At 71.1% G+C, this 18,793-nt stretch carries 14 protein-coding genes, 2 pseudogenes and 1 riboswitch; of the genes and pseudogenes, 6 read left to right on the top strand and 10 right to left on the bottom strand.

Translation table 11 applies throughout. The annotated features are described in order from the left end of the window. The 3 genes and pseudogenes from FUT87_RS28440 to FUT87_RS05245 form a co-directional block, all read left to right on the top strand. Positions 1 to 186: pseudogene (locus FUT87_RS28440) on the top strand (cell envelope integrity protein CreD); the annotation flags it as partial. After that, positions 99 to 1,325 carry a cell envelope integrity protein CreD gene (gene creD / locus FUT87_RS05250; protein WP_186830368.1) on the top strand — a complete coding sequence of 409 codons (1,227 nt, stop codon included), beginning with the start codon at positions 99 to 101 and terminating at the stop codon, positions 1,323 to 1,325. The pseudogene FUT87_RS28440 and the gene creD, both read left to right, overlap by 88 nt. 70 nt (positions 1,326 to 1,395) lie before the next feature. Continuing rightward, positions 1,396 to 3,099 carry a GMC family oxidoreductase gene (locus tag FUT87_RS05245; protein ID WP_147240302.1) on the top strand — a complete coding sequence of 568 codons (1,704 nt, stop codon included), beginning with the start codon at positions 1,396 to 1,398 and terminating at the stop codon, positions 3,097 to 3,099. A gap of 21 nt (positions 3,100 to 3,120) precedes the next feature. On the opposite strand, the gene FUT87_RS05240 is transcribed toward FUT87_RS05245, so the two are convergent. The 6 genes from FUT87_RS05240 to FUT87_RS05215 form a co-directional block, all read right to left on the bottom strand. Further along, positions 3,121 to 4,497 (bottom strand): M17 family metallopeptidase, encoded by a 1,377-nt coding sequence (locus FUT87_RS05240; protein WP_147240301.1) that lies wholly within the window; start codon positions 4,495 to 4,497, stop codon positions 3,121 to 3,123. Between the two features lie 177 nt (positions 4,498 to 4,674). Continuing rightward, positions 4,675 to 5,079 carry a thioredoxin family protein gene (locus tag FUT87_RS05235; RefSeq protein ID WP_147240300.1) on the bottom strand — a complete coding sequence of 135 codons (405 nt, stop codon included), beginning with the start codon at positions 5,077 to 5,079 and terminating at the stop codon, positions 4,675 to 4,677. Between the two features lie 163 nt (positions 5,080 to 5,242). Further along, a complete protein-coding gene (locus tag FUT87_RS05230; RefSeq protein WP_255511674.1) occupies positions 5,243 to 7,801 on the bottom strand; it encodes a DEAD/DEAH box helicase in 2,559 nt (852 codons plus the stop codon). Positions 7,802 to 7,889: 88 nt separating this feature from the next. After that, complete coding sequence (locus tag FUT87_RS05225; protein WP_147240298.1) at positions 7,890 to 8,861, bottom strand: hypothetical protein; 972 nt, start codon at positions 8,859 to 8,861, stop codon at positions 7,890 to 7,892. Positions 8,862 to 9,091: 230 nt separating this feature from the next. Then, positions 9,092 to 9,592: a hypothetical protein gene (locus FUT87_RS05220; protein WP_147240297.1), complete on the bottom strand. Its 501-nt coding sequence runs from the start codon at positions 9,590 to 9,592 to the stop codon at positions 9,092 to 9,094. Next, positions 9,592 to 10,257 carry an RNA polymerase sigma factor gene (locus FUT87_RS05215; RefSeq protein WP_186830367.1) on the bottom strand — a complete coding sequence of 222 codons (666 nt, stop codon included), beginning with the start codon at positions 10,255 to 10,257 and terminating at the stop codon, positions 9,592 to 9,594. The genes FUT87_RS05220 and FUT87_RS05215 overlap by 1 nt, the downstream gene beginning before the upstream one ends. 617 nt (positions 10,258 to 10,874) lie before the next feature. Between FUT87_RS05215 and FUT87_RS05210 the strand changes: the two genes are divergently transcribed. Next, a complete protein-coding gene (locus tag FUT87_RS05210; protein ID WP_147240295.1) occupies positions 10,875 to 11,636 on the top strand; it encodes a TSUP family transporter in 762 nt (253 codons plus the stop codon). A 155-nt stretch (positions 11,637 to 11,791) separates the two neighbouring features. Continuing rightward, positions 11,792 to 12,610: an HDOD domain-containing protein gene (locus FUT87_RS05205; RefSeq protein ID WP_091731834.1), complete on the top strand. Its 819-nt coding sequence runs from the start codon at positions 11,792 to 11,794 to the stop codon at positions 12,608 to 12,610. Positions 12,611 to 12,700: 90 nt separating this feature from the next. On the opposite strand, the gene FUT87_RS05200 is transcribed toward FUT87_RS05205, so the two are convergent. Beyond that, positions 12,701 to 13,999 (bottom strand): diguanylate cyclase, encoded by a 1,299-nt coding sequence (locus FUT87_RS05200; protein ID WP_147240294.1) that lies wholly within the window; start codon positions 13,997 to 13,999, stop codon positions 12,701 to 12,703. A 276-nt stretch (positions 14,000 to 14,275) separates the two neighbouring features. Next, positions 14,276 to 14,448: riboswitch (FMN riboswitch) on the top strand. A 107-nt stretch (positions 14,449 to 14,555) separates the two neighbouring features. Between FUT87_RS05200 and FUT87_RS05195 the strand changes: the two genes are divergently transcribed. Further along, the gene (locus FUT87_RS05195) at positions 14,556 to 15,038 is read left to right on the top strand and encodes a 6,7-dimethyl-8-ribityllumazine synthase (protein ID WP_147240304.1); all 483 of its coding nucleotides are present in this window, start codon (positions 14,556 to 14,558) and stop codon (positions 15,036 to 15,038) included. Between the two features lie 216 nt (positions 15,039 to 15,254). Here the strand turns inward: FUT87_RS05195 and FUT87_RS05190 are convergent, their stop codons facing one another. The 3 genes and pseudogenes from FUT87_RS05190 to FUT87_RS05180 form a co-directional block, all read right to left on the bottom strand. Continuing rightward, positions 15,255 to 16,187, bottom strand: a complete 933-nt coding sequence (locus FUT87_RS05190; protein ID WP_147240293.1) for a pseudouridine synthase — start codon at positions 16,185 to 16,187, stop codon at positions 15,255 to 15,257. Between the two features lie 120 nt (positions 16,188 to 16,307). Continuing rightward, positions 16,308 to 17,141: pseudogene (locus FUT87_RS05185) on the bottom strand (hypothetical protein); the annotation flags it as partial. A gap of 111 nt (positions 17,142 to 17,252) precedes the next feature. Next, positions 17,253 to 18,554 carry a UDP-N-acetylglucosamine 1-carboxyvinyltransferase gene (locus FUT87_RS05180; protein WP_091730040.1) on the bottom strand — a complete coding sequence of 434 codons (1,302 nt, stop codon included), beginning with the start codon at positions 18,552 to 18,554 and terminating at the stop codon, positions 17,253 to 17,255. Positions 18,555 to 18,793: the final 239 nt, after the last annotated feature.

Genomic DNA, 18,793 nt, shown 5'->3' with positions numbered 1-18,793 from the left:
CAGCAGCGCCAGCGCGCCGCCGAGGCCAGCGTGGCGCTGGCGCAGGCCGGACCGCAGGTGCTGCTCGGGCCGGTGCTGCAGCGCAGCTGCACCGAGGAGTGGGAGAACGTCAGTGGAACCGGCAAGGACCAGACACGCACCGCCGAGCGGCGCGACTTCGTGCTGTCGGTGGTGCGGCCGAGCTGACCGTCGACGGCACACTGAACCAGGAACAGCGCCAGCGCGGCCTGTTCAAGGTGAACGGTTACGCGGGCGAGGTCGCGCTGCAGGCACGCTGGGCGTCGCTCGGCGCGCTGGTGCCGGCGGCCGAGCACAAGGGCCGGTTGAGCTGCGAGGACCCGCGCGTGATGGTCGCCGTCAGCGACGCGCGCGGCCTGCGCGCGGTGACGCTCAAGCGCGGCACGGAGGCCCTGGCGGTGCGCCCGGGCACCCGCCACGGCAGCTATCCGCACGGCCTGCATGCCGTGCTGCCGGACTCCGCGCTGGACCAGCCGCTGAGCTTGACGGTGGCCATCAAGCTGATCGGCATGACCGACTTCGGCATCGTGCCCGCCGCGTCCGCGACGCAGGTGAAGCTGCGCTCGAACTGGCCGCATCCCAGCTTCGGCGGCCGCTTCCTGCCGATGTCCCGGCGGATCGACGACAGCGGCTTCGAAGCGCAATGGCAGGTCACCGAGCTCGCCACGACCGCGCCGCGCGACGTGCTCGCCGGCTTCGCGCTGCCCGGCGTGGCGCGGGATCCCGATGCCGGCCCCGCCGCGTATGCGCCGGCCCGGGTCGCCGCGCAGGAGGGCCGCGCCGAGGTCGTGGCGGACACGCTGGCCTTCTCGATGATCGACCCGGTCAACCCGTATGTGATGAGCGACCGCGCCATCAAGTACGGCCTGATGTTCATCGTGCTGACCTTCGTCAGCGTCGGACTGCTGGAGCTGCTGTCCGGCCGCCGCGTGCATCCGGTGCAGTACCTGCTGGTCGGCCTGGCGATGACGCTGTTCTTCCTGCTGCTGCTGAGCCTGTCGGAGCATTTGAGCTTCCCGGTCTCCTATGCGCTGGCGGCCGGCGCGGCCGTCGGGCTGCTGGCCTTCTACGGGGCTTCGATGCTCGGCGCGGCCTGGCGCGGCCTGGGCTTCGGCGCGCTGGTCGCGGTGCTCTATGGCGCGCTGTACGTGCTGCTCAGCCTGGAGACGGCCTCGCTGCTGGTCGGCGCGACCCTGCTCTTCGCGGTGCTGGCCGCGGTGATGGCGCTGACGCGGCGCATCGACTGGTACGCGCTGGGCGGGCGCACTGCGGATCTGCCGGAGGTCGTGCCCGCGGGCACTCCGTGACAACGCGGTTGCCGCCCGCCCGCGGCTCGGTCAGCATGGGCCTCCACGGAGCCTGGACGACAAGAGAGACATGGGCGGAGACAACCCTGCGGGCGGACCGGCGACGGTCCGCGAGGCGGCCTCGGGCCGCTTCGACTTCATCATCGTGGGCGCCGGCACCGCCGGCTGCCTGCTGGCCAACCGGCTGTCGGCCGACCCCACCAAACGCGTGCTGCTGCTCGAGGCCGGCGGCCGCGACGACTACCACTGGATCCACATTCCCGTCGGCTACCTGTACTGCATCGGGAACCCGCGCACCGACTGGCTCTTCAAGACCGAGCCCGACGCCGGCCTGAACGGCCGCAGCCTGCGTTACCCGCGCGGCAAGGTGCTGGGCGGCTGCTCCAGCATCAACGGGATGATCTACATGCGCGGCCAGGCCCGCGACTACGACGGCTGGGCCGCCGCCTCCGGCGACGACGCCTGGCGCTGGGATGCGGTGCTGCCCTACTTCCGCCAGCACGAGGACCATTGGCGGCTGGACGACGGCGCCGAGCGGCCGCCGGGTTTCGATCCCGCCCTGCATGGCCACGGCGGCGAGTGGCGCGTGGAGAAGCAGCGGCTGCGCTGGGCGGTGCTGGACGCGTTCGCCGCGGCCGCGCAGGAGGCCGGCATCCCGGCGACGCCGGACTTCAATCGCGGCAACAACGAGGGCGTCGGCTACTTCGAGGTCAACCAGCGCGCCGGCTGGCGCTGGAACACGGCCAAGGCCTTCCTGCGACCGACCTGCTATCGCCGCCCCAACTTCGAGATGTGGACCGGCACGCAGGCGCAGCGGCTGCTGCTCGATCAGGTCGACGGCGCGACGCGCTGCGAGGGCGTGCTCGTGCGCACGCCCCAGGGGCTGGAGGAGATCCGCCTCAACCCAGGCGGCCAGGTGCTGCTCGCCGCCGGCGCGATCGGCTCGCCGCACCTGCTGCAGCTGTCGGGTCTGGGCCCGGCGGCGCTGCTCCAGCGGCACGGCATCAAGGTCGCGCGCGACCTGCCGGGCGTCGGTGGCAACCTGCAGGATCACCTGCAGATCCGCGCGGTGTTCCAGGTCGAGGGCGTCAGCACGCTCAACACGCTGGCGTCGAGCTGGTTCGGCAAGGCGCGCATCGGGCTCGAGTACGCGCTGCGCCGCACCGGGCCGATGAGCATGGCGCCTTCGCAACTGGGCGCGTTCGCCCGGAGCGGTCCGGACAAGGCCTGGCCCGACCTGCAGTACCACGTGCAGCCGCTGTCGCTGGAGGCCTTCGGCGAGCCGCTGCATGGCTTCAACGCGTTCACGGCCAGCGTCTGCAACCTCAATCCCACCAGCCGCGGCAGCGTCGCGATCCGCAGCGCCGATGCGGCCGACGCACCCCTGATCGCGCCCAACTACCTCAGCACCGCCGAGGACCGCGAGGTCGCCGCGCGTAGCCTGCGACTGACGCGACGCATCGTCGAACAGCCGGCGCTGGCGCGCTACCGGCCCAGCGAATACAAGCCCGGCGTGCAGTTCCAGACGGACGAGGAGCTGGCGCGGCTGGCGGGAGACATCGCGACGACGATCTTCCATCCCGTCGGCACCTGCCGCATGGGGCGTGACGGCGACGACGGCGCGGTGGTCGACAGCCGCCTGCGCGTGCGCGGCGTGAGCGGCCTGCGCGTCATCGACGCCAGCGTGATGCCGACGATCACCAGCGGCAACACGAATTCGCCGACGCTGATGATCGCGGAGCGCGCCGCCGCCTGGCTGCGCGCCGGGGAATGACCGACGGGGAGGGAGCGGCGGTCAGCCGCTGAAGCGCTCTTCCAGGTAGGCCAGCAGCGTGCGGAGAGTCTGGGCCTCGCCGCCGACCGGGCGGCCGGGGCGCGCGATGTCGTTCCAGGCGAAGAGGTCGACATGCAGCCAGTCCTGCTCGGCCGGGATGAAGGCCTCGAGGAACAGCGCGGCGTTGATCGCGCCGGCCAGCGGGCTGCGACCGGTGTTCACGATGTCGGCGATGCTGGAGGTGATGCCTTCCTTGTAGGGCGCCCACAGCGGCAGGTGCCACAGCGGGTCGTCCATCTTGAGGCCGAGGTCGACCAGGTCGCGGGCGGTGTCCATGTGCCTGGCGAAAAGCGCCGGCAACTGCGCGCCCAGCGCGACGCGCGCGGCGCCGGTCAGCGTCGCCAGGTCGATGATCAGCTCGGGCTTGAACTCGGCCGCGTAGGCGAGGGCGTCGCACAGGATCACGCGGCCTTCGGCATCGGTGTTGCCGATCTCGATGTGCAGGCCGGCGCGCGTCTTGATCACGTCGCCGGGCCGGTAGGCATTGCCGCTGATCGAGTTCTCCACCGCCGGGATGAGCACCTGCAGGCGCACCGGCAGCTTCAGCGCCATGATCAGCGTGGCCAGGCCGAGCGCGTTGGCCGCGCCGCCCATGTCCTTCTTCATCTGGCGCATGCCGTCGGCCGGCTTGATGTCCAGGCCCCCGGTGTCGAAGCACACGCCCTTGCCCACCAGCGTCAGCCGCGGATGCTTGTCGCTGCCCCAGTTCAGCTCGACCAGGCGCGGCGCGCGGCTGCTGGCGCGGCCGACCGCGTGGATGGCGGGGAAGTTCTTCTTCAGCAGGTCGTCGCCGACGATTTCCTTGAACTTGGCGCCATGCTGCTTGCCCACCACGGCGGCGGCCTTCGACAGCTCCTCCGGGCCCATGTGCTCGGCCGGGGTGTTGACCAGGTCGCGCACGGCGGAGATCGCGGTCGCGATGGCCAGCCCCCGCTGGCCGTCCGCGCTGCTCTTGATCAGCAGCTGCGCCGGCTCGCGCTTGCGCGGCTTGTAGAGGTCGAACTGGTAGCAGCCCAGCTCCCAGGACAGTGCCGCAGCCTCGTCCTGCAGCGCCAGGCCCTCCGGCGACAGCGTGTAGTTGCCCTCGGGCAGCGCCAGCGGCAGCGCGGATAGCGCGAACGGATGGGCGGCATGGGCCACGCCGGCGAAGACCTGGGCCAGCTTGCCGTCCTCGCCCGGCACCAGCGCGAAGGTGTCCGGCGCCGCCGAGAAGCCGAGCGTCGCCAGCCATTGCTGGGTGCGCTTGGGCAGCTTGGGGCCGAGGGCCTGGTACGTGGCGCGATCGAGCGCCAGGATGGGCGTGGCGCGAGCCACCGAGTTCTTGAATTGGACGTTCATCGATGCACCGGTCCGTCGCGGGTCGCGCGGGAGGCCGGCCTTTGGGGGTTGGCGGTGGCGCATTCTCGCTCGCGCTTCCCTCGGTGGAAGGGGGTCATGCCGCCGTCCGGGGGCACGCCGCCGACGAGCGTCGCCCGATGGCAGATCGCCGTCAGGAACCGGTGAGGGGAAGGGCGATCAGCAGGACTGCCGCAGGCGCGACAGCAAGGCCTGCGCCGCGGCGGTGGTGCCGGCCGGCGCGCTCGGGCTGGCGGCGGACATCGCCGGGTTGTCCTCGGCCGCCTGGATCAGACGCTGCGCCGCGCCCGGGCCGGGAAGCACCGGGCCGATGAAACACAGCCGCTCGCCCTGGCCGATCAGCAGCGTGGGGAAGGTCTCGACCTCCAGGTCGTCGACCAGTTCGGCGTCGTCCTCGATGTCGACCCAGAGGAAGCGGGCGCCGGGATGCAGCTGGCGCAAGCTCGCGAAATCGTCCCGATAGGTATCGCAGGTGCGGCACCAGGCGGCGCACAGGCAGGCGACCAGCAGTTCGGACGAGGGGGCCGACGGGGGAGACGAGGGGGACGGCGACACGGCGGACATGGGAGGCGAGCTTAGCGGGAAAGCGCCAGACGCGATCGCGTTCGAATTGCGTCCTACGCACCTGATTGGTGCGTCATGCGTGACGATGGCGCGAGCTTTGTTCAGATTTGTGAGGGCGCTGTCAACGCAGTCCCAAAGGCTTGCGTTAGCTGGCACAAAGCGGTCATCCCCCCGCTTCCCGACGCTGAAAAGCCAGAGGTCCCCGACCATGATGAAGTTCCAGACCCGTACCGAATCCCAGCCGCGCCGCCTTCCGATGCCGGAACTGGCGAACCACGACAAGGGCCGCAAGCACGAGGCCTTCGAAGTTGCCAGCCTGGGCTGCGACCGCCGCAGCGTCGCGCGCGCCCTGCGCTTCGACCGCAAGCGTTGATCTCCGGCGCGGAAGCCGCCCCTGGTCCGGGGCCGGCTTCCGCCGCCACAGCCGCCGCTCAGTCCTCGTCCTCCGGTGACTGCAGCGCGCCAGCAGCCGATCAATCTCGTCGGCGCTGAATTTCTCCAGACCTTCCCCGCCATCCCGGCCCAACAGGCCGTCAGCCAGCGCCCGCTTGCGGACCTGCAGTTCGAGCATCCGCTCCTCGATCGAGCCTTCGATCACCAGCTGGTGGACAAACACCGGCCGCGACTGGCCGATCCGGTGCGCCCGCGCATGGGCCTGGGCGTCGACCGCCGGGTTCCACCATGGATCGACCTGGATGACGGTATCGGCGGCCGTCAGCGTCAGCCCGACGCCGCCCGCCTTCAGGCTGACCAGCATCAGCGGCGCTTCCCCTGCCTGGAAGCGCCGGACTACCTCGCCTCGCCGCCCTTCGGGGGTGTCGCCGGTGAGCTTCATCAGCGGCACGCCCGCGTCGCGCATCGCGTCCTCGATCAGCGCCAACATGCCGGTGAACTGTGAGAACACCAGGATGGTCCGCCCCTGGGCGATCATCTCGGGCACCTTCTCCCGGAGCCAGGCGAGCTTGGCCGTCTCCATCCCCGGGGCCATCTCGATGCCCGGCACCAGCCGCGGGTCGCAGCAGACCTGGCGCAGCTTCAACATGGCGTCCAGCACCGACATCAAGCCGGAGCCGAAGATCTCAGACTCCTTCAGCAGCCGTCGCACCAGGTGGTCGGCGCCGATCCGGACGCTTTCGTACAGCTGACGTTGCCGCCCCAGCAGCGGGATGCGTTGGGTCAGCACCGTCATCGGGGGGAGATCCCGCGCGACCTCTTCCTTCAGCCGGCGCAGGATGAATGGCCGCACGCGGCTCGCGAGCTCCCGCGCGCGGCGGGCATCCCCGGTCTGCTCGATCGGCTTGCGCCAGTGGCGGGCGAAGGAGCGCGACTCGCCGAGGTAGCCCGGCATCAGGAAGTCGAACTGGGTCCAGAGCTCGCCGAGGTGGTTTTCGAGTGGCGTGCCAGTGAGCACGATCCGCTGCCCGGCACGCAGCCGCCGCAGGGCCCGTGCGGCGCGCGAGCGCGGATTCTTGACCGCCTGGGCCTCGTCCAGCACCAGCACCGAGAACGTCGGCCGGGTCAGCGCCCGCACTTCGCGCCAGGCCAAGCCGTAGCTGCACAGCAGCAGGTCGATCTCGCCCAGGCGCTTGAGCACCTCGCCGCGCTCCGCCGGATCGGCGAGCGCGGCCACCCGCAGGCCCGGCGCGACGCGCGCCGCTTCCTGCGTCCAACTGAAGATCAGCGAGGTCGGAGCGACGACCAGCGCTGGCGCCGTCAGCCGCCCGGCCTGCTTCTCGACCCACAGGTGCGCGAGCGCCTGCGCCGTCTTGCCCAGGCCCATGTCGTCGGCCAGGATGCCGCCCAACTGCTGGCGCGCCAGGTACTGCAGCCACGCCAGGCCCTGCAACTGGTACGGGCGCAGCGTGATCCCCAGCCCGGGCGGCTCGGCCGGCACGGGCGGCGGCCCGGCATCGCGCAGGCGTTGCCACATCGTGCGCAACTCGTCGGCGCCGTAGACCTGCCAACGGCTGTCCGGCGTGTCGAGCGCCGCCAGCCGCGCCGCCTCCCAAGCGGTGAGCGCCACTGGTCCGCGCCTCGATCGCTGCGCGACCAGCACGTCCAGCAGGTTGAGCATCAGCCGCTTGAGCGGCGCAGCGGTCGTGTGCAGGCGACGTCCGCCCGGCGCCTTCAGGCCCACGATCGCGTCGTCGTCGATGCCGGCGATCGCCTCGGCGTAGAGCCAGCGGCGGTCCTTGCGCAGCAGATCCCAGATCATCGGCGCCAGATCGACGCGAGTTCCCTGCACGGTCACCCCCAGGCTCAGCAGCCACGACCCTTTACGGCGCGACAGCGCCAGGCCGGGCAGCCGGTCGGCTTGGCCGGGCATCTCGGGCCGGAATCCTTCATCCGGCACGTCACCCGCAGGCTGGACCTCCAGCGACCAGGCATCGATCGCGACGCTGTGATGCGCGAAGCCGGGCAGACACTCGATCTCCCAGCCGAGACCGCGCAGCCGCGGCAACTCGTCGGCGGCGAAATCGGGAAACAGATCTTCCTGTTCCAGCGTCCAGCAGGGCGTCAGGCCATGGCCGAACGAGGCGTCCCGCCACTGCAGCATCTCCACGTCGACCGCATGCAGGGGCAGCGCCTGCCACTGCTCGAGCGCGGCCGGATCCGCCGGCCAGCGCTCCAGCCGCAGCAGCGTCACGCGATCGCCGCGCGGCCCCAGCTTGCCGTGCGGCCGCATCCCGAGCAGGCCATCGCCGCGGCTCAGGGTCTGCAATGTCAATTTCGGCGGGAGCGGAACGGGCGGTGCGGTCATCGGGCGCGATTGTCGGTGCCGGCCGCGACGCGCGAGTCGGACCGGCCGCCTAGCCTTCCTTGCGCTCCTTGGCGTCCTTGGGCGCCCGCGGCTTGGGCAGGCCGGTCTTCGCATAGTCCGCCGGGACCTGCATCAGCGCGGCATCCGGCTCGGCGCGGCGAATGTTGCGCAACTGGTAGTTCTGCTCGCCACTGCGCGGATCTCTGGTTTGCGCGCTGACGGTGACCTTGAGGTCGGGCGAGGTCCACACCTCGCGAGAGATCACGATCGGCTTCTCGTTCCCGATCTTGCCCGCGGGGATGGTGCGCGTTGCCCGACCGCCGGTGACCTTGAGGCCCTCGATCTCCTTGGGCGGCAGATCGCTCAGCGGCCCGTCGACGCCGGGGACGGTCAGCGGTTCCAGGCGCAGTGCCAGCGCCGCGGGGAGCGGCGGCATCGGCGGGGTGGGGCTCGTCGGGGTTTCGACCCGGATGACGCGGACTTCCTGGCCGCCCTCGCCCGGCGCGATCACCACCGGCGTCGCCACGCGCGGCGCGGGCTCACCGTGGGCGAGGTTCTCTTGCGCCCAATCGCGCATCTTGCGACCGTATTCGCGCATCTTCTCGTTGTAGTCGCGCATCTTGTCCTGGTACTCGCGCATGCGTTCGCCGTATTCGCGCTGCGCTTCGGCCGAGGCGCGGCCACCGCCCAGGTAGCGGGCGGTCTTCCGCTCGGGGTCGAGCAGCCAGTTCTCGCCGCTGACCGCGTCGCGCAGATAGACCATCTTGCGGCCCTGGCGTTCCACCTCCTGCCGCGTGCGGCCCTCGCCGTCCCGGCACAGCTGGCTGGTCTGCTGCCGGACGATGCGGTTGCCGTCGGCCAGGGCCTGGACGGTCTCATGCACGGCTTGCGCGCAGTAGGGCGCGCCCTTGACGACGCGCTCGGCGCTCAGGATGTGCGTGGCGACGCCCGACTCGGCGATCAGTTCGGCGACGTCGGGGACCGGGGGCGTCGGCGGGATGGGCGGCACGACGGCGGGCATCGCGGGCGGCGAAGGGGGCGACGGGCGCGGTGAAGCCGACCCATGCGGTTGAGGCGCGGGTCGCGCGTCGGGGGCGGGCGCTGGCTGCGCGGGGACCGCGGTGGCGGCGAACGCCAGGGTGAGGGCTGCGAGTGGGGGGAAGGCGGTGTTCATGGCGGTCTCCAGGAAGCAGGGCAGCGGGAATGAAGAGGCAGGGCGATCCATGTCGAGCGATGAGGACGTCGGTCGGTTCAGGGCATGACGCGCATCGCGAGCACGTCGCCGGAGGCATGGACGAGCAGTTCGGCCCGCACCGGGGCTGCGGCGTCCGTGGGGTCGTAGGGCAGGCCCAGCAGGGCCAGCCGCTCGCGCGGCACTTCGGCGGGAACAAGCCAGGCGGTGCTCGCGCCGGCCTTCTCGTACGCAGCCCAGCGGTCCGCCGACACCAGCACGATGAAGCCGCTGCCGGGATTGCCCATCACGGTGGCGCCGGACTCGCCCGGTGGCGCCGAGCCCAGCAGCCACACGCAGGCGACCAGCACCGACGCGCAGAGCGCGGGCCCTGCCAATGCCCAGCGCCACCGGCCGGCCTTGACGGCTTTCTGCCGGGCGTCGAACTGGCGCCGCATCGCGTCGAGCACCGCGTCATCGCGTTCTCGCGACGGGGCGCGTTGTCTCAGGTCCTGCGCGACGGCCCAGAGCCAGTCGGCCAAGCGAGCGGTGCGGGGCGGGGAGGAGTCGGTGGTCTTCATCATGCGGACTTCGATGAACGGTCGAACGCGGCGGTGTCGGCCCCGGGCCGGCACTCGTCCTGCAAGGCGGCCAGCAACCGGGCGCGGCCCCGGTGCAGGCGGCTGCGCAGCGTGTTGAGCTCGACGCCCGCGATGCGCGCCGCCTCGGCATAGGGGCGCTCCTGCAGGTCGACGAGCACCACCGCTTCGCGAAAGGTCCAGGGCAACTGCGCCAGGGCCGCCCACACGCGCGCCTGGTCCTGCGCGCGGACCAGTTGCTGCTCGGGCGCCTCGGCCGGGTCGTCGGCGGTCTCGGCGTCGGTGTCGTCATGGGCGACCGGGCGGTCCCGCCAGCGGCTCAGCAGGTGATGTCTGGCCATGCCGGCGAGGTAGGCACCGAGCGTCCCGCGGCCCGCGTCCCAGCCCTCGGGCCGGCCGGCGAACTGCACGAAGGCCTCCTGCATCGCGTCCGCCGCCCAGTCGGCCTGGCCGCACAGGGCCAGCGCGTAGCGATAGACACCGGGCGACTCGCTGCGATACAGCGGTTCCAGCGCGCCGGCATCGCCCTGGCGCAGGCGGCGCACCAGCGCCGCGCTGGTGGCGCAGGAGGTCGACGCCGAACGGGCGTCGGGCTCGGCGTCAGGGTTCGGGCGGGCGCGGCCGGCCAGGCGGGTCCACAAGCTCATCGGCGTTCGGCGTGGTCGTTGCGTCGGTGGCGGAGCGGCGACCGGCGGTCGCCGAGGAGTTCGGCAGCGCGAGACCGCGTCTCGCAGCATGACCGTATTGCGCGGGCGGCTCCAAAAGTTCCCGCCACGCAAAAAAGAACAGCCCGCCAGCGCGCGCACCACCCCCATGTTTCAGGGAAATGACACCTTCGCGCCACACTGGCGGCCCTCGCCCACGAGCGAGAACAGTGCGGCGTGCGATGTTCGCAAATCGTTTTCGTCGGGGCTATTTCGTGCAAGTGAGGGCCGGCTAACCGTTCCATCTTGGTGCATGCGCCGGGTGAAAACCCCAAGTGCGTGCATGGGGACCGGGTCCTAGCATCCATCCCACTCGACGCGACACCCGTCCCGCGCCAGCGACAAGCCGACGCCAAGGGGGTTGCCTACGGGGGCTGAGGAGACAAACAGATCAAACCAACACCAACGAATCGCAGTGACACTGTCACAATTCGCGGGCACCTGAATCAGGTGCCCGTTTTGTTTTCGGGGTCCGGTGTTGTGCGTTCCCAGCGATCGTTCGCGGCCCATGTCCGCAGCCTCGCGACCGAGGCTGCTCCTGCCCTTGCGAATCGCTGTTCATGATCGAGTTGTTCACCGCGGCCGTCGCGTCGCTGCTGGCCGGTTTTGTCGATGCCGTCGTGGGCGGCGGCGGGTTGATCCTGGTTCCCGCGCTGTTCAGCGTCTATCCCAACGCGGCGCCGGCCACCCTCTTCGGCACCAACAAGGGCGCCGCCATCTGGGGGACTGCCTGGGCCACCCATCAATATGCGAAGCGCGTGTCGCTGCCCTGGCTGGCGTTGATGCCGGCGGCGGGCGCCGCGTTGGTCGGCAGCTTCGCGGGCGCCTGGGCGGTGACGCAGGTGGATCCGAGCGGGCTGCGCAAGGCCTTGCCGGCGATCCTGCTCGGCGTGCTGCTGTACACGCTGGCGAAGAAGGACCTCGGCCGGCACCATGCCCCCCGTCACGAGACGACGACGCAGACGCTCATCGCCAGCGCGATCGGCCTGACGATCGGCTTCTACGACGGTTTCTTCGGCCCGGGCACCGGCAGCTTCTTCGTCTTTCTCTTCGTGCGCCTGCTGGGCTTCGATTTCCTGCACGCCTCCGCGACCGCCAAGCTGCTGAACACGGCGACCAACTTCGCGGCGCTGGTGCTGTTCGCGGCCAAGGGCCACGTCTGGTGGCACGTCGCCGCGGTGATGGCGGTGGCCAACGTCCTCGGCAGCCTGGTCGGCACGCGCATGGCGCTGGCCAAGGGTGCCGGGTTCGTGCGCGGCATGTTCGTCCTCGTGGTGTCGCTGCTGATCCTCAAGACGGGTTACGACGCCTTCCTGCGCTGACACTGCGCCGCGGACCTCGCCGCGGCCGCCGGCGTACACCGTACCCGGGAACGCCAAACGCCCCGTGAACAACTCGTCACCGGCTGTCCGCCAAAGGCGGGATGCCGGCGTCGCGTCGCCCGGGCTACCATCCGACCAAACAACCGCTGCTCACCATGCCTGTCGATCCTCAACTGCGTGCGCTGGATATCGAGATCCCGACCCAGCCGGAAGTGCTGGTCAAGCTCTCGCTGCTGATGGCGGACGAGGACATCGACCTGCAGGCCGTCTCCTCCCTGGTGGAAACCGACATGGCGCTGGCCGCCGCCGTGCTGAAGGCGGTGAATTCCTCGCTCTACGGCCTGCGCGGCCGGGTCCAGACGGTGCACCAGGCGCTGACCTACCTGGGCATGCGCGAGGTCGCCGCGATCACCTTCGAGATGGGCCTGCGCGCCGCCTTCCCGCCCGCCGTCGAGCTTGAACCCGTCTGGTCTCGCGCCGCCAAGCGCGGCCTGCTGATGGGCCGCATGGGACAGATGCTCGGGGTGGACCCCTGGGCGGCGCACTCGGCCGGCCTGTTCGAGGAATGCGGCAAGGCGGTGCTCTATCGCCACGCGCCCGGGCATTACCCGGCGATGCTGCGGGCGGCCGGCAGCGACAAGGAACTGGTCCAACTGGAGCACACCGCCTTCGGCGTCAGCCATGACGCGCTGGGCGCGGCCCTGTGCGAGAGCTGGGGCCTGGCGCCCGCCGCCGTGGCCAGCGTGAGATACCACGTGCAGGTGCAGGATGAGCTGCAGATGCCCGAGGCCATGCAGCGCCGCGGCGTCGGCGCGATCTCGCTGGTCGCCTGGACGCTGATGAACAAGCCGGAGTCGCTCGACGAGACGGTGATGGAGATCGCCCCGCAGGCGCAGCTCGACGAGACGCTGATGCTGCGCGCCGCGCGCCGCGTCGAGGAGCAGCTCCAGCAGGCGGAATCGCGCGGTCGCTGATCGCGCCGCCGCCGACCGCTCCGGTCGCGCCGCGCCCGTTGCCACGACGGCCGCCCTTTGGGGGCGGCCGTTTCGTTTGGGAAGACGGGATCAGGACGCCAAACAGAGCCGGTCGCGGCCCATGTGCTTGGCCAGGTAGAGGGCTTCGTCGGCCGCCTGCATCAGCGCCTGCGGGCTCAGGTAGGGATGGCCGGGTTGCGAGGCCGCCAGGCCGGCGCTGAGGGTCACGATGCCTTCGTCCGGTACTCCGTCGGGCAGCGCGCCATGCGGCACCGCGAGCGAGCGCCACGCGTCGCACAGCGTCTCCATCAGCCCCTGCGCCGCCTCGGCGTCCAGGCCGGGCAGCAGCACGGCGAATTCCTCGCCGCCCAGGCGTGCGACCAGGTCGGTGTCGCGCTGAAAATGCTCCGCCAGCAACCGGGCTAGGCGGCGCAGCACCTCGTCGCCGGCGCCGCGGCCATGGCGCGCGTTGAACGGCTTCAGGTGATCGATATCCAGGATCGCCAAGGCCAGACGGCCCTGATCGCGCTGTGCGCGCTTGAATTCGCGCCGCAGCGCCGCGTCGAACTCCCGCCGGTTCGCGATGCCCGTCAGCGCGTCGTGCCGCTCCATCGAAGCCAGCTCCCTGCGCTTGGCCTCCAGCGACCGCTCCGCCTGCTGCAGGGCCCGATGCTGGCGCGCGATCTCCTCGCGCATCTCGCGCCCACGCGACTGCTCGCGATGCAGCTCGTCGCCAAGCGAGGTGCGCACATGGTCGATGGCCTGCTCCAGCTGCAGCAGTTCGCGCGGTCGCGGCTCGTGGGCCTCCGGCCAGAACGGCGAGGGCGGCGGCAGTGTCGGATCGAAGCGGCTGGCCTGCTCGGACAGCCGCCGCAGCTGCCGCAGCACCCAGCGGTCCAGCAGCAGCACCGCGGCCAGCCCGAGTGCCGTCGCGATGGCCAGGTGGATAAGCGTGCTGCGCAGCAGCGGATCGCGTCGCAGGGTATCCAGCACGGTCGCGGCGGTGGCCTGCAGGCGCAGCTCGCCGGTGTCGGCGAGGGAAAACTCGGCGCTCTCGCCGGGTTCGCCGTCGTCGTCGGACAGGGCGCGGAACTGCTCGCCGTCCGGCGTGCGCAGTTCCACGCGGCGCAGCTTGTGGCGGGTCAGGATGTGATGGAGCAGGCCATGGACGGCTTCCGGCTTCTGGGGGCGTTGCTGCAGGCTGTAGGCGAGAGGGCCGGCATACATCAGAGGGATGGCGCTCAGTTCCGCGCCGGTCTCCGCGGCGCGCTGCAGCGTGGTCTGGCGCAGCTGCCAGCCGCTGGACAGCACGATCAGCAGCAGGCCCAGCGCGAGCAGCGCCAGCAGCGGGCGCGCGCCGAGCGAGATGCGGATGGCCTTGTGGGTCATGGGTGGATGCCAGGGCCGCGACCGGAGTCGCGGCGGGTCGCCGTCAAGTCACCGTCGAGCCATTGTGCCGAGCCGCGCCCGGCGCTTTCCCCGGGGAAACTCCAAGCGGGACGTCGCCCGGCGTTCCCCGCGGCGATCCGGACGGGCCGTCGGCGGATCGAGGATCGCCCCACCGACCCTTCCCTTCAGGGTCTTGCGCCGAGGCGACATCGACGCCGCGCCGCGCTGCCTAGAATCCGCCCGCCCCGCCGCGCTTTCCCCCGAAGGCGCGAGGGGCAGCGTTCTCAGGGCGGGGTGGAAGTCCCCACCGGCGGTATCCGGGACGCGGTCGTCAGGCCGTCGATCCCGGGAGCCCGCGAGCGCCCAGCATCGCCCTTGCGGTGCCGGGGTCAGCAGACCTGGTGAGAGGCCAGGGCCGACGGTCACAGTCCGGATGAAAGAGATCGCGTCCATCGTCGGCCTCGCGGGCCGGCGCAAGCGTTCGCGCCTGCGCCGCCGGGCGGCCGCGTTGTGCGTGCGCGCCCTGATTCATCGTTCCACCTTGCAAAGGGTTCACATGAATCAGACCCCCCTCCACTCCCCCTCCTCCGCCGTCCCCCGCGTGGCCATCGTGTCCGCGAGCTGGCATGCCGACCTGGTCGGCCGATGCCGGGAGGCCGCGATCCGCGGCCTCGAGGCTTCAGGCCCCGTTCGCGTCGAGACCTTCGACGTCCCCGGCGCCTTCGAGATCCCGCTGCATGCGATGAAACTCGCCCGCAGCGGGCAGTTCGATGCGGTGCTCGCCTGCGCGCTGGTCGTCGACGGCGGCATCTACCGCCACGACTTCGTCGCGCAAGCCGTCATCGACGGGCTCATGCGGGTGCAGCTCGATACCGGCGTGCCGGTGTTCTCGGCGGTGCTGACGCCGCTGGCCTTCCACGAGCATGCGACCCACCACGGGTTCTTTCACGAGCACCTGGTGGTCAAGGGCACCGAGCTCGCGAGCGCTTGCCGCGCGACCTTGGCGGCGTTGCGGCGGCTCGATGCGTTGACGGCCTGAGCGGCGCTCGACGCGCTCGATGCGCTCGACGTTGCGAGGCGTGCGGGGCGCTTGAGCGCCCTGCCGGCGGCGCTCGCGTGCCGTCGCCAAGCGCGGCCCATCACAGGGCATGGGGCGTCCCGTCCGGGAACCCCAAGCCCTGTTCCGGGCCCAGTGAGATCCAGGCGCTCGGGCCTTATCCAGGTCCGGGCCCAGTGAGATCGTGGTACTCGGGCCTTATCCAGGCGCGGGGGACCCGGCCAGCTTCAGGGAAGTCACGAACTTCCGCGGCTGGCCGCTGATCGGATCGGTGAAGGCGATCTCGCGCGCCAGCAACTGCAGCGGCCGGCTGAAATCCACCTCGTCCTCGACCGGGCGCAGCACCGGATAGATGCGGTCGCCCTCGATGGGCAGACCCAGCGCGCACAGCTGCGCTCGCAACTGGTGCTTCACGCCGCTGTGCGGCCGCAGCTCGTAACGGGCGCGGTCCGCGGCCAGGCGGTCGAGCAGCGCAATGCGCGTGCGTGCGTTCGGCTCGCCCGCCACCGTGCGCATCTGCATGAAGTCCACCGGATGCTCCTCGAGACGACTCTCATAGTCGAAAGGGAGCCGCGCGGCGACCTCGTCGCGCCACGGGGCAATCGCCTCGTAGACCTTCTCCACATCGCGATCACGGAAAAGGCGCTGGTAGGCGTCACGCGTCGCGGGCCGGACCGAGAACAAGGTCAGCCCCGCGGTCTCGCGGTCAAGCCGGTGGATCGGACTCAGGTCCGCCAAGCCCGTCTCCCGGCGTAGCCGCGTCAGCAAGGTCTGCTGCACGTAGCGGCCCTTGGGCGTCACCGGCAGGAAGTGCGGCTTGTCCGCCACCAGCAGGTGCTCGTCCAGATGCAGCACGCGCGCCTGGCCCGGGACCTCCGGCTCCGCCGCGAGCCAGCGCCAGTAGTAGAGGCGCCGCTGCGCCCGGTAAGGTGCGTCCGGCGAGAGCGGCGTGCCGGCGTCGTCCAGCACGTCGCCGAGCTTCATGCGCATCGCCCAGTCGTCGCGTGCGACCAGCGGCAACCGCTCGGCCAGGAAGTCCAGCACCAGCGGCCATGACCCCGGCGGGCAGGCCAGCGCGCTCGCGGCAACACCGTCTCGCAGCGGCAGTTCGAGCTTGGGAGGGCGGGCCATGGCGAGTCGTCGAAGAGCGTCGAGGGAGTGGCGGTGAGCGCGGGCGGCGGTGAGCGGGACCGGTGAGCGAGGTCGGTGGGCGGGAGGGGATCTGAGGAGGGCGGTCGTTCGATCAGGCGATCACTCGATCTGTGCGGGTCCGCGCGCGCGTTCGTCGAGGAAGCGGTTCAGTCGCTGCAGGTCGTCGGCGTCGATCGGGGTGCCCTTGCGCCAGGCCCTGATCCAGGCCTCGCGCTGCGGATCGGCGGCGAGCTGGCGCACCGCCTGGTCCATGGCCTCGATCGCGCGCCGGCCGTCCGGCGTGCGGCTGCAGCCGGCGGTGGCCACCAGCGTGCTGCGGCCCTCGACCAGCGGCAGCTTGACCAGCTCCGGCGGTCCCGCGTGGCTGGCGCTGAAGTCGTCGACGGCCACCGGGTACTCGAGCGTGTAGTCCATCCGCCGGGCGCGCAGCATCGGCAGCAGATGGGCGCCGCGGCCGGCGACGACCGAGCGCGGCGCCCGCTCGGGATGCTCCGCGAGCAGGCGGTCGATGCGCGGTCCGAAGCTGCGGTCGCGCGGCAGCAGGCCGGTGAGGTCGGTGCGGCGCAGCAGGTCGGCGAGTTGCAGGGGCTGGCCGTTCGACGCGAACTTCGCCAGGTCCTCGCGGCGCACCACCACGTGGATCTGGCGCGAGAGCATCGGCGGATGGAGCGTGGTGAAGTACAGCCACTGCAGCCGCTCGGGCGTGCGCACGTGCAGCACGGAACAGATCGTCTCGCCCTGGCGCACCTGGGCCTCGAAACGCGGCAGGCTCAGCTCGATGAACTCGTGGCGGTACTGCGGCATGCGCTCGATGAGCAGCCGCAGGAAGCCGTCGACCTCGCCGTCGCCAAGCTCCTCGACGCGCTGCGGCGGCCGCCTGTCGCGGTAGGCGAAGTGCGGCGGCATGTCCTGCACCAGCCAGCGCAGCACGGGCGGCGCGGAGGGGGCGGCCGCTGTCGTCCCCGGTGGTCGCGCCCGTCGTTGCGGCCGGCGGCGTCGGCTGCGCGGCTGCGCAGGCCGCCGTGAGGATCGCCCAGGCGGCGATCAGTCGCCGTCGACCCATTCCACCTTGGCGCCGAGGCGGGTGATGTTCTCGGCGAACTGCGGATGCGCGCGACGGACTGGCGTCGCGTTGCGGATGACCGACTTGCCGGGGATGCTGGCCGCCACCATCAGCAGCGCGATCGCGACGCGGATGATGTAGGGGCTCTCGACCTCGGCCGGGCTCAGCGTCTTGCCGCCGAAGGTCACCATCCGGTGCGGGTCCGACAGGAAGGCATGGGCGCCGAACTTGGACAGCTCGGTGGTCCAGCCCATCGCGCCGTCGTAGACCTTGTTCCAGAACATCACGCTGCCCTCGGCCTTGACGCCCAGCGCGACGAAGATGGGCAGCAGGTCCACCGGCAGGTAGGGCCAGGGCGCCGCCTCCACCTTCTGCAGGATGTTGCGGGTGAAGGGCTCCTTGACCTTGAGCTTGCCGTCCACCACCGCGTGCGACCAGCCGTCCTCGTGGACGATCTGCACGCCGAACTTGGCGAAGGTGCGGTCGATCAGCGGGAACTGTTCCGGATGCGAGTTCTTGACCCTCACGTCGCCGCCGGTGATGGCGCCCAGGGCGAGGAAGGTCACGATCTCGTGGAAGTCCTCGGCGAAGGTGAACTCGCCGCCGCCCAGTTCCTTCACGCCGTGGATGGTCAGGCGCGAGGTGCCCAGGCCCTCGAGCCTGGCGCCCAGCATCTGCATGAACTGGCAGAACTCCTGCACGTGCGGCTCGCTGGCCGCGTTCATCAGCGTCGAGGTGCCGTGCGCCAGCGCGGCGCAGAGCACGAAGTTCTCGGTCGTGGTCACGGACGCGTAGTCGGTCCAGTGGTCGTTGGCCTTGAGCTGGCCGGGGACCTGCAGCAGCAGGCCGTCCGCGGCGCGGTCAACGCTGGCGCCGAAGCGCTCGAAGACCTCCACGTGCGGATCGATCTCGCGCGCGCCCAGCGTGCAGCCCTTGACGTCGTCCTCGATGCGCGCGGCGCCGAAGCGCGCCATCAGGCCCGGCACCAGCATGATCGACGAGCGCATCTCCTCGGGCAGGTGGTCCTTGGCCGCGTCGAAGTGGGTGTCCCGGTGATGCAGGTCCAGCACGCCGCTCTTGAAGTCCACGGCGACATGGCTACCGAGATTGCGGAAGACCTCGAGGATCTTCTTGACGTCGGTGATCTCCGGCACGCCGTGCAGCCGCACCGGTTCGCGGGTCAGCAGCGTCGCGCACAGGATGGGCAGGACGGCGTTCTTGTTGGCCGAGGGAACGATGCGGCCCTTCAGGGGCGAGCCGCCGTGGACGATGAGATTGGACATGGCCTGGCGCGGAGCGCGCGGTGGGAATCGGTGGGCGAGCGCGAATTATCGGGGGTCGTTCGATGGCCCGGCGCCCGGTCGGGACATGGGGCGACATCTTGCAACGCGGCCGGACCGCCCGCCAGCGCGCGTCCCTTCCGGCGCCGGAGGAAAACTTCCGCCCGCTCGCTGCGTCGCCGCTAGGGGAAGTCATGGGCCTGCGGGCCGGGTCCCGCTCGCGACAATGCCGGCCCATGACC

Source organism: Mitsuaria sp. TWR114 (assembly GCF_007997345.1).
Note: the sequence above shows the minus strand (reverse complement) of the source record. Positions and strands in the feature narration are given on the sequence as shown.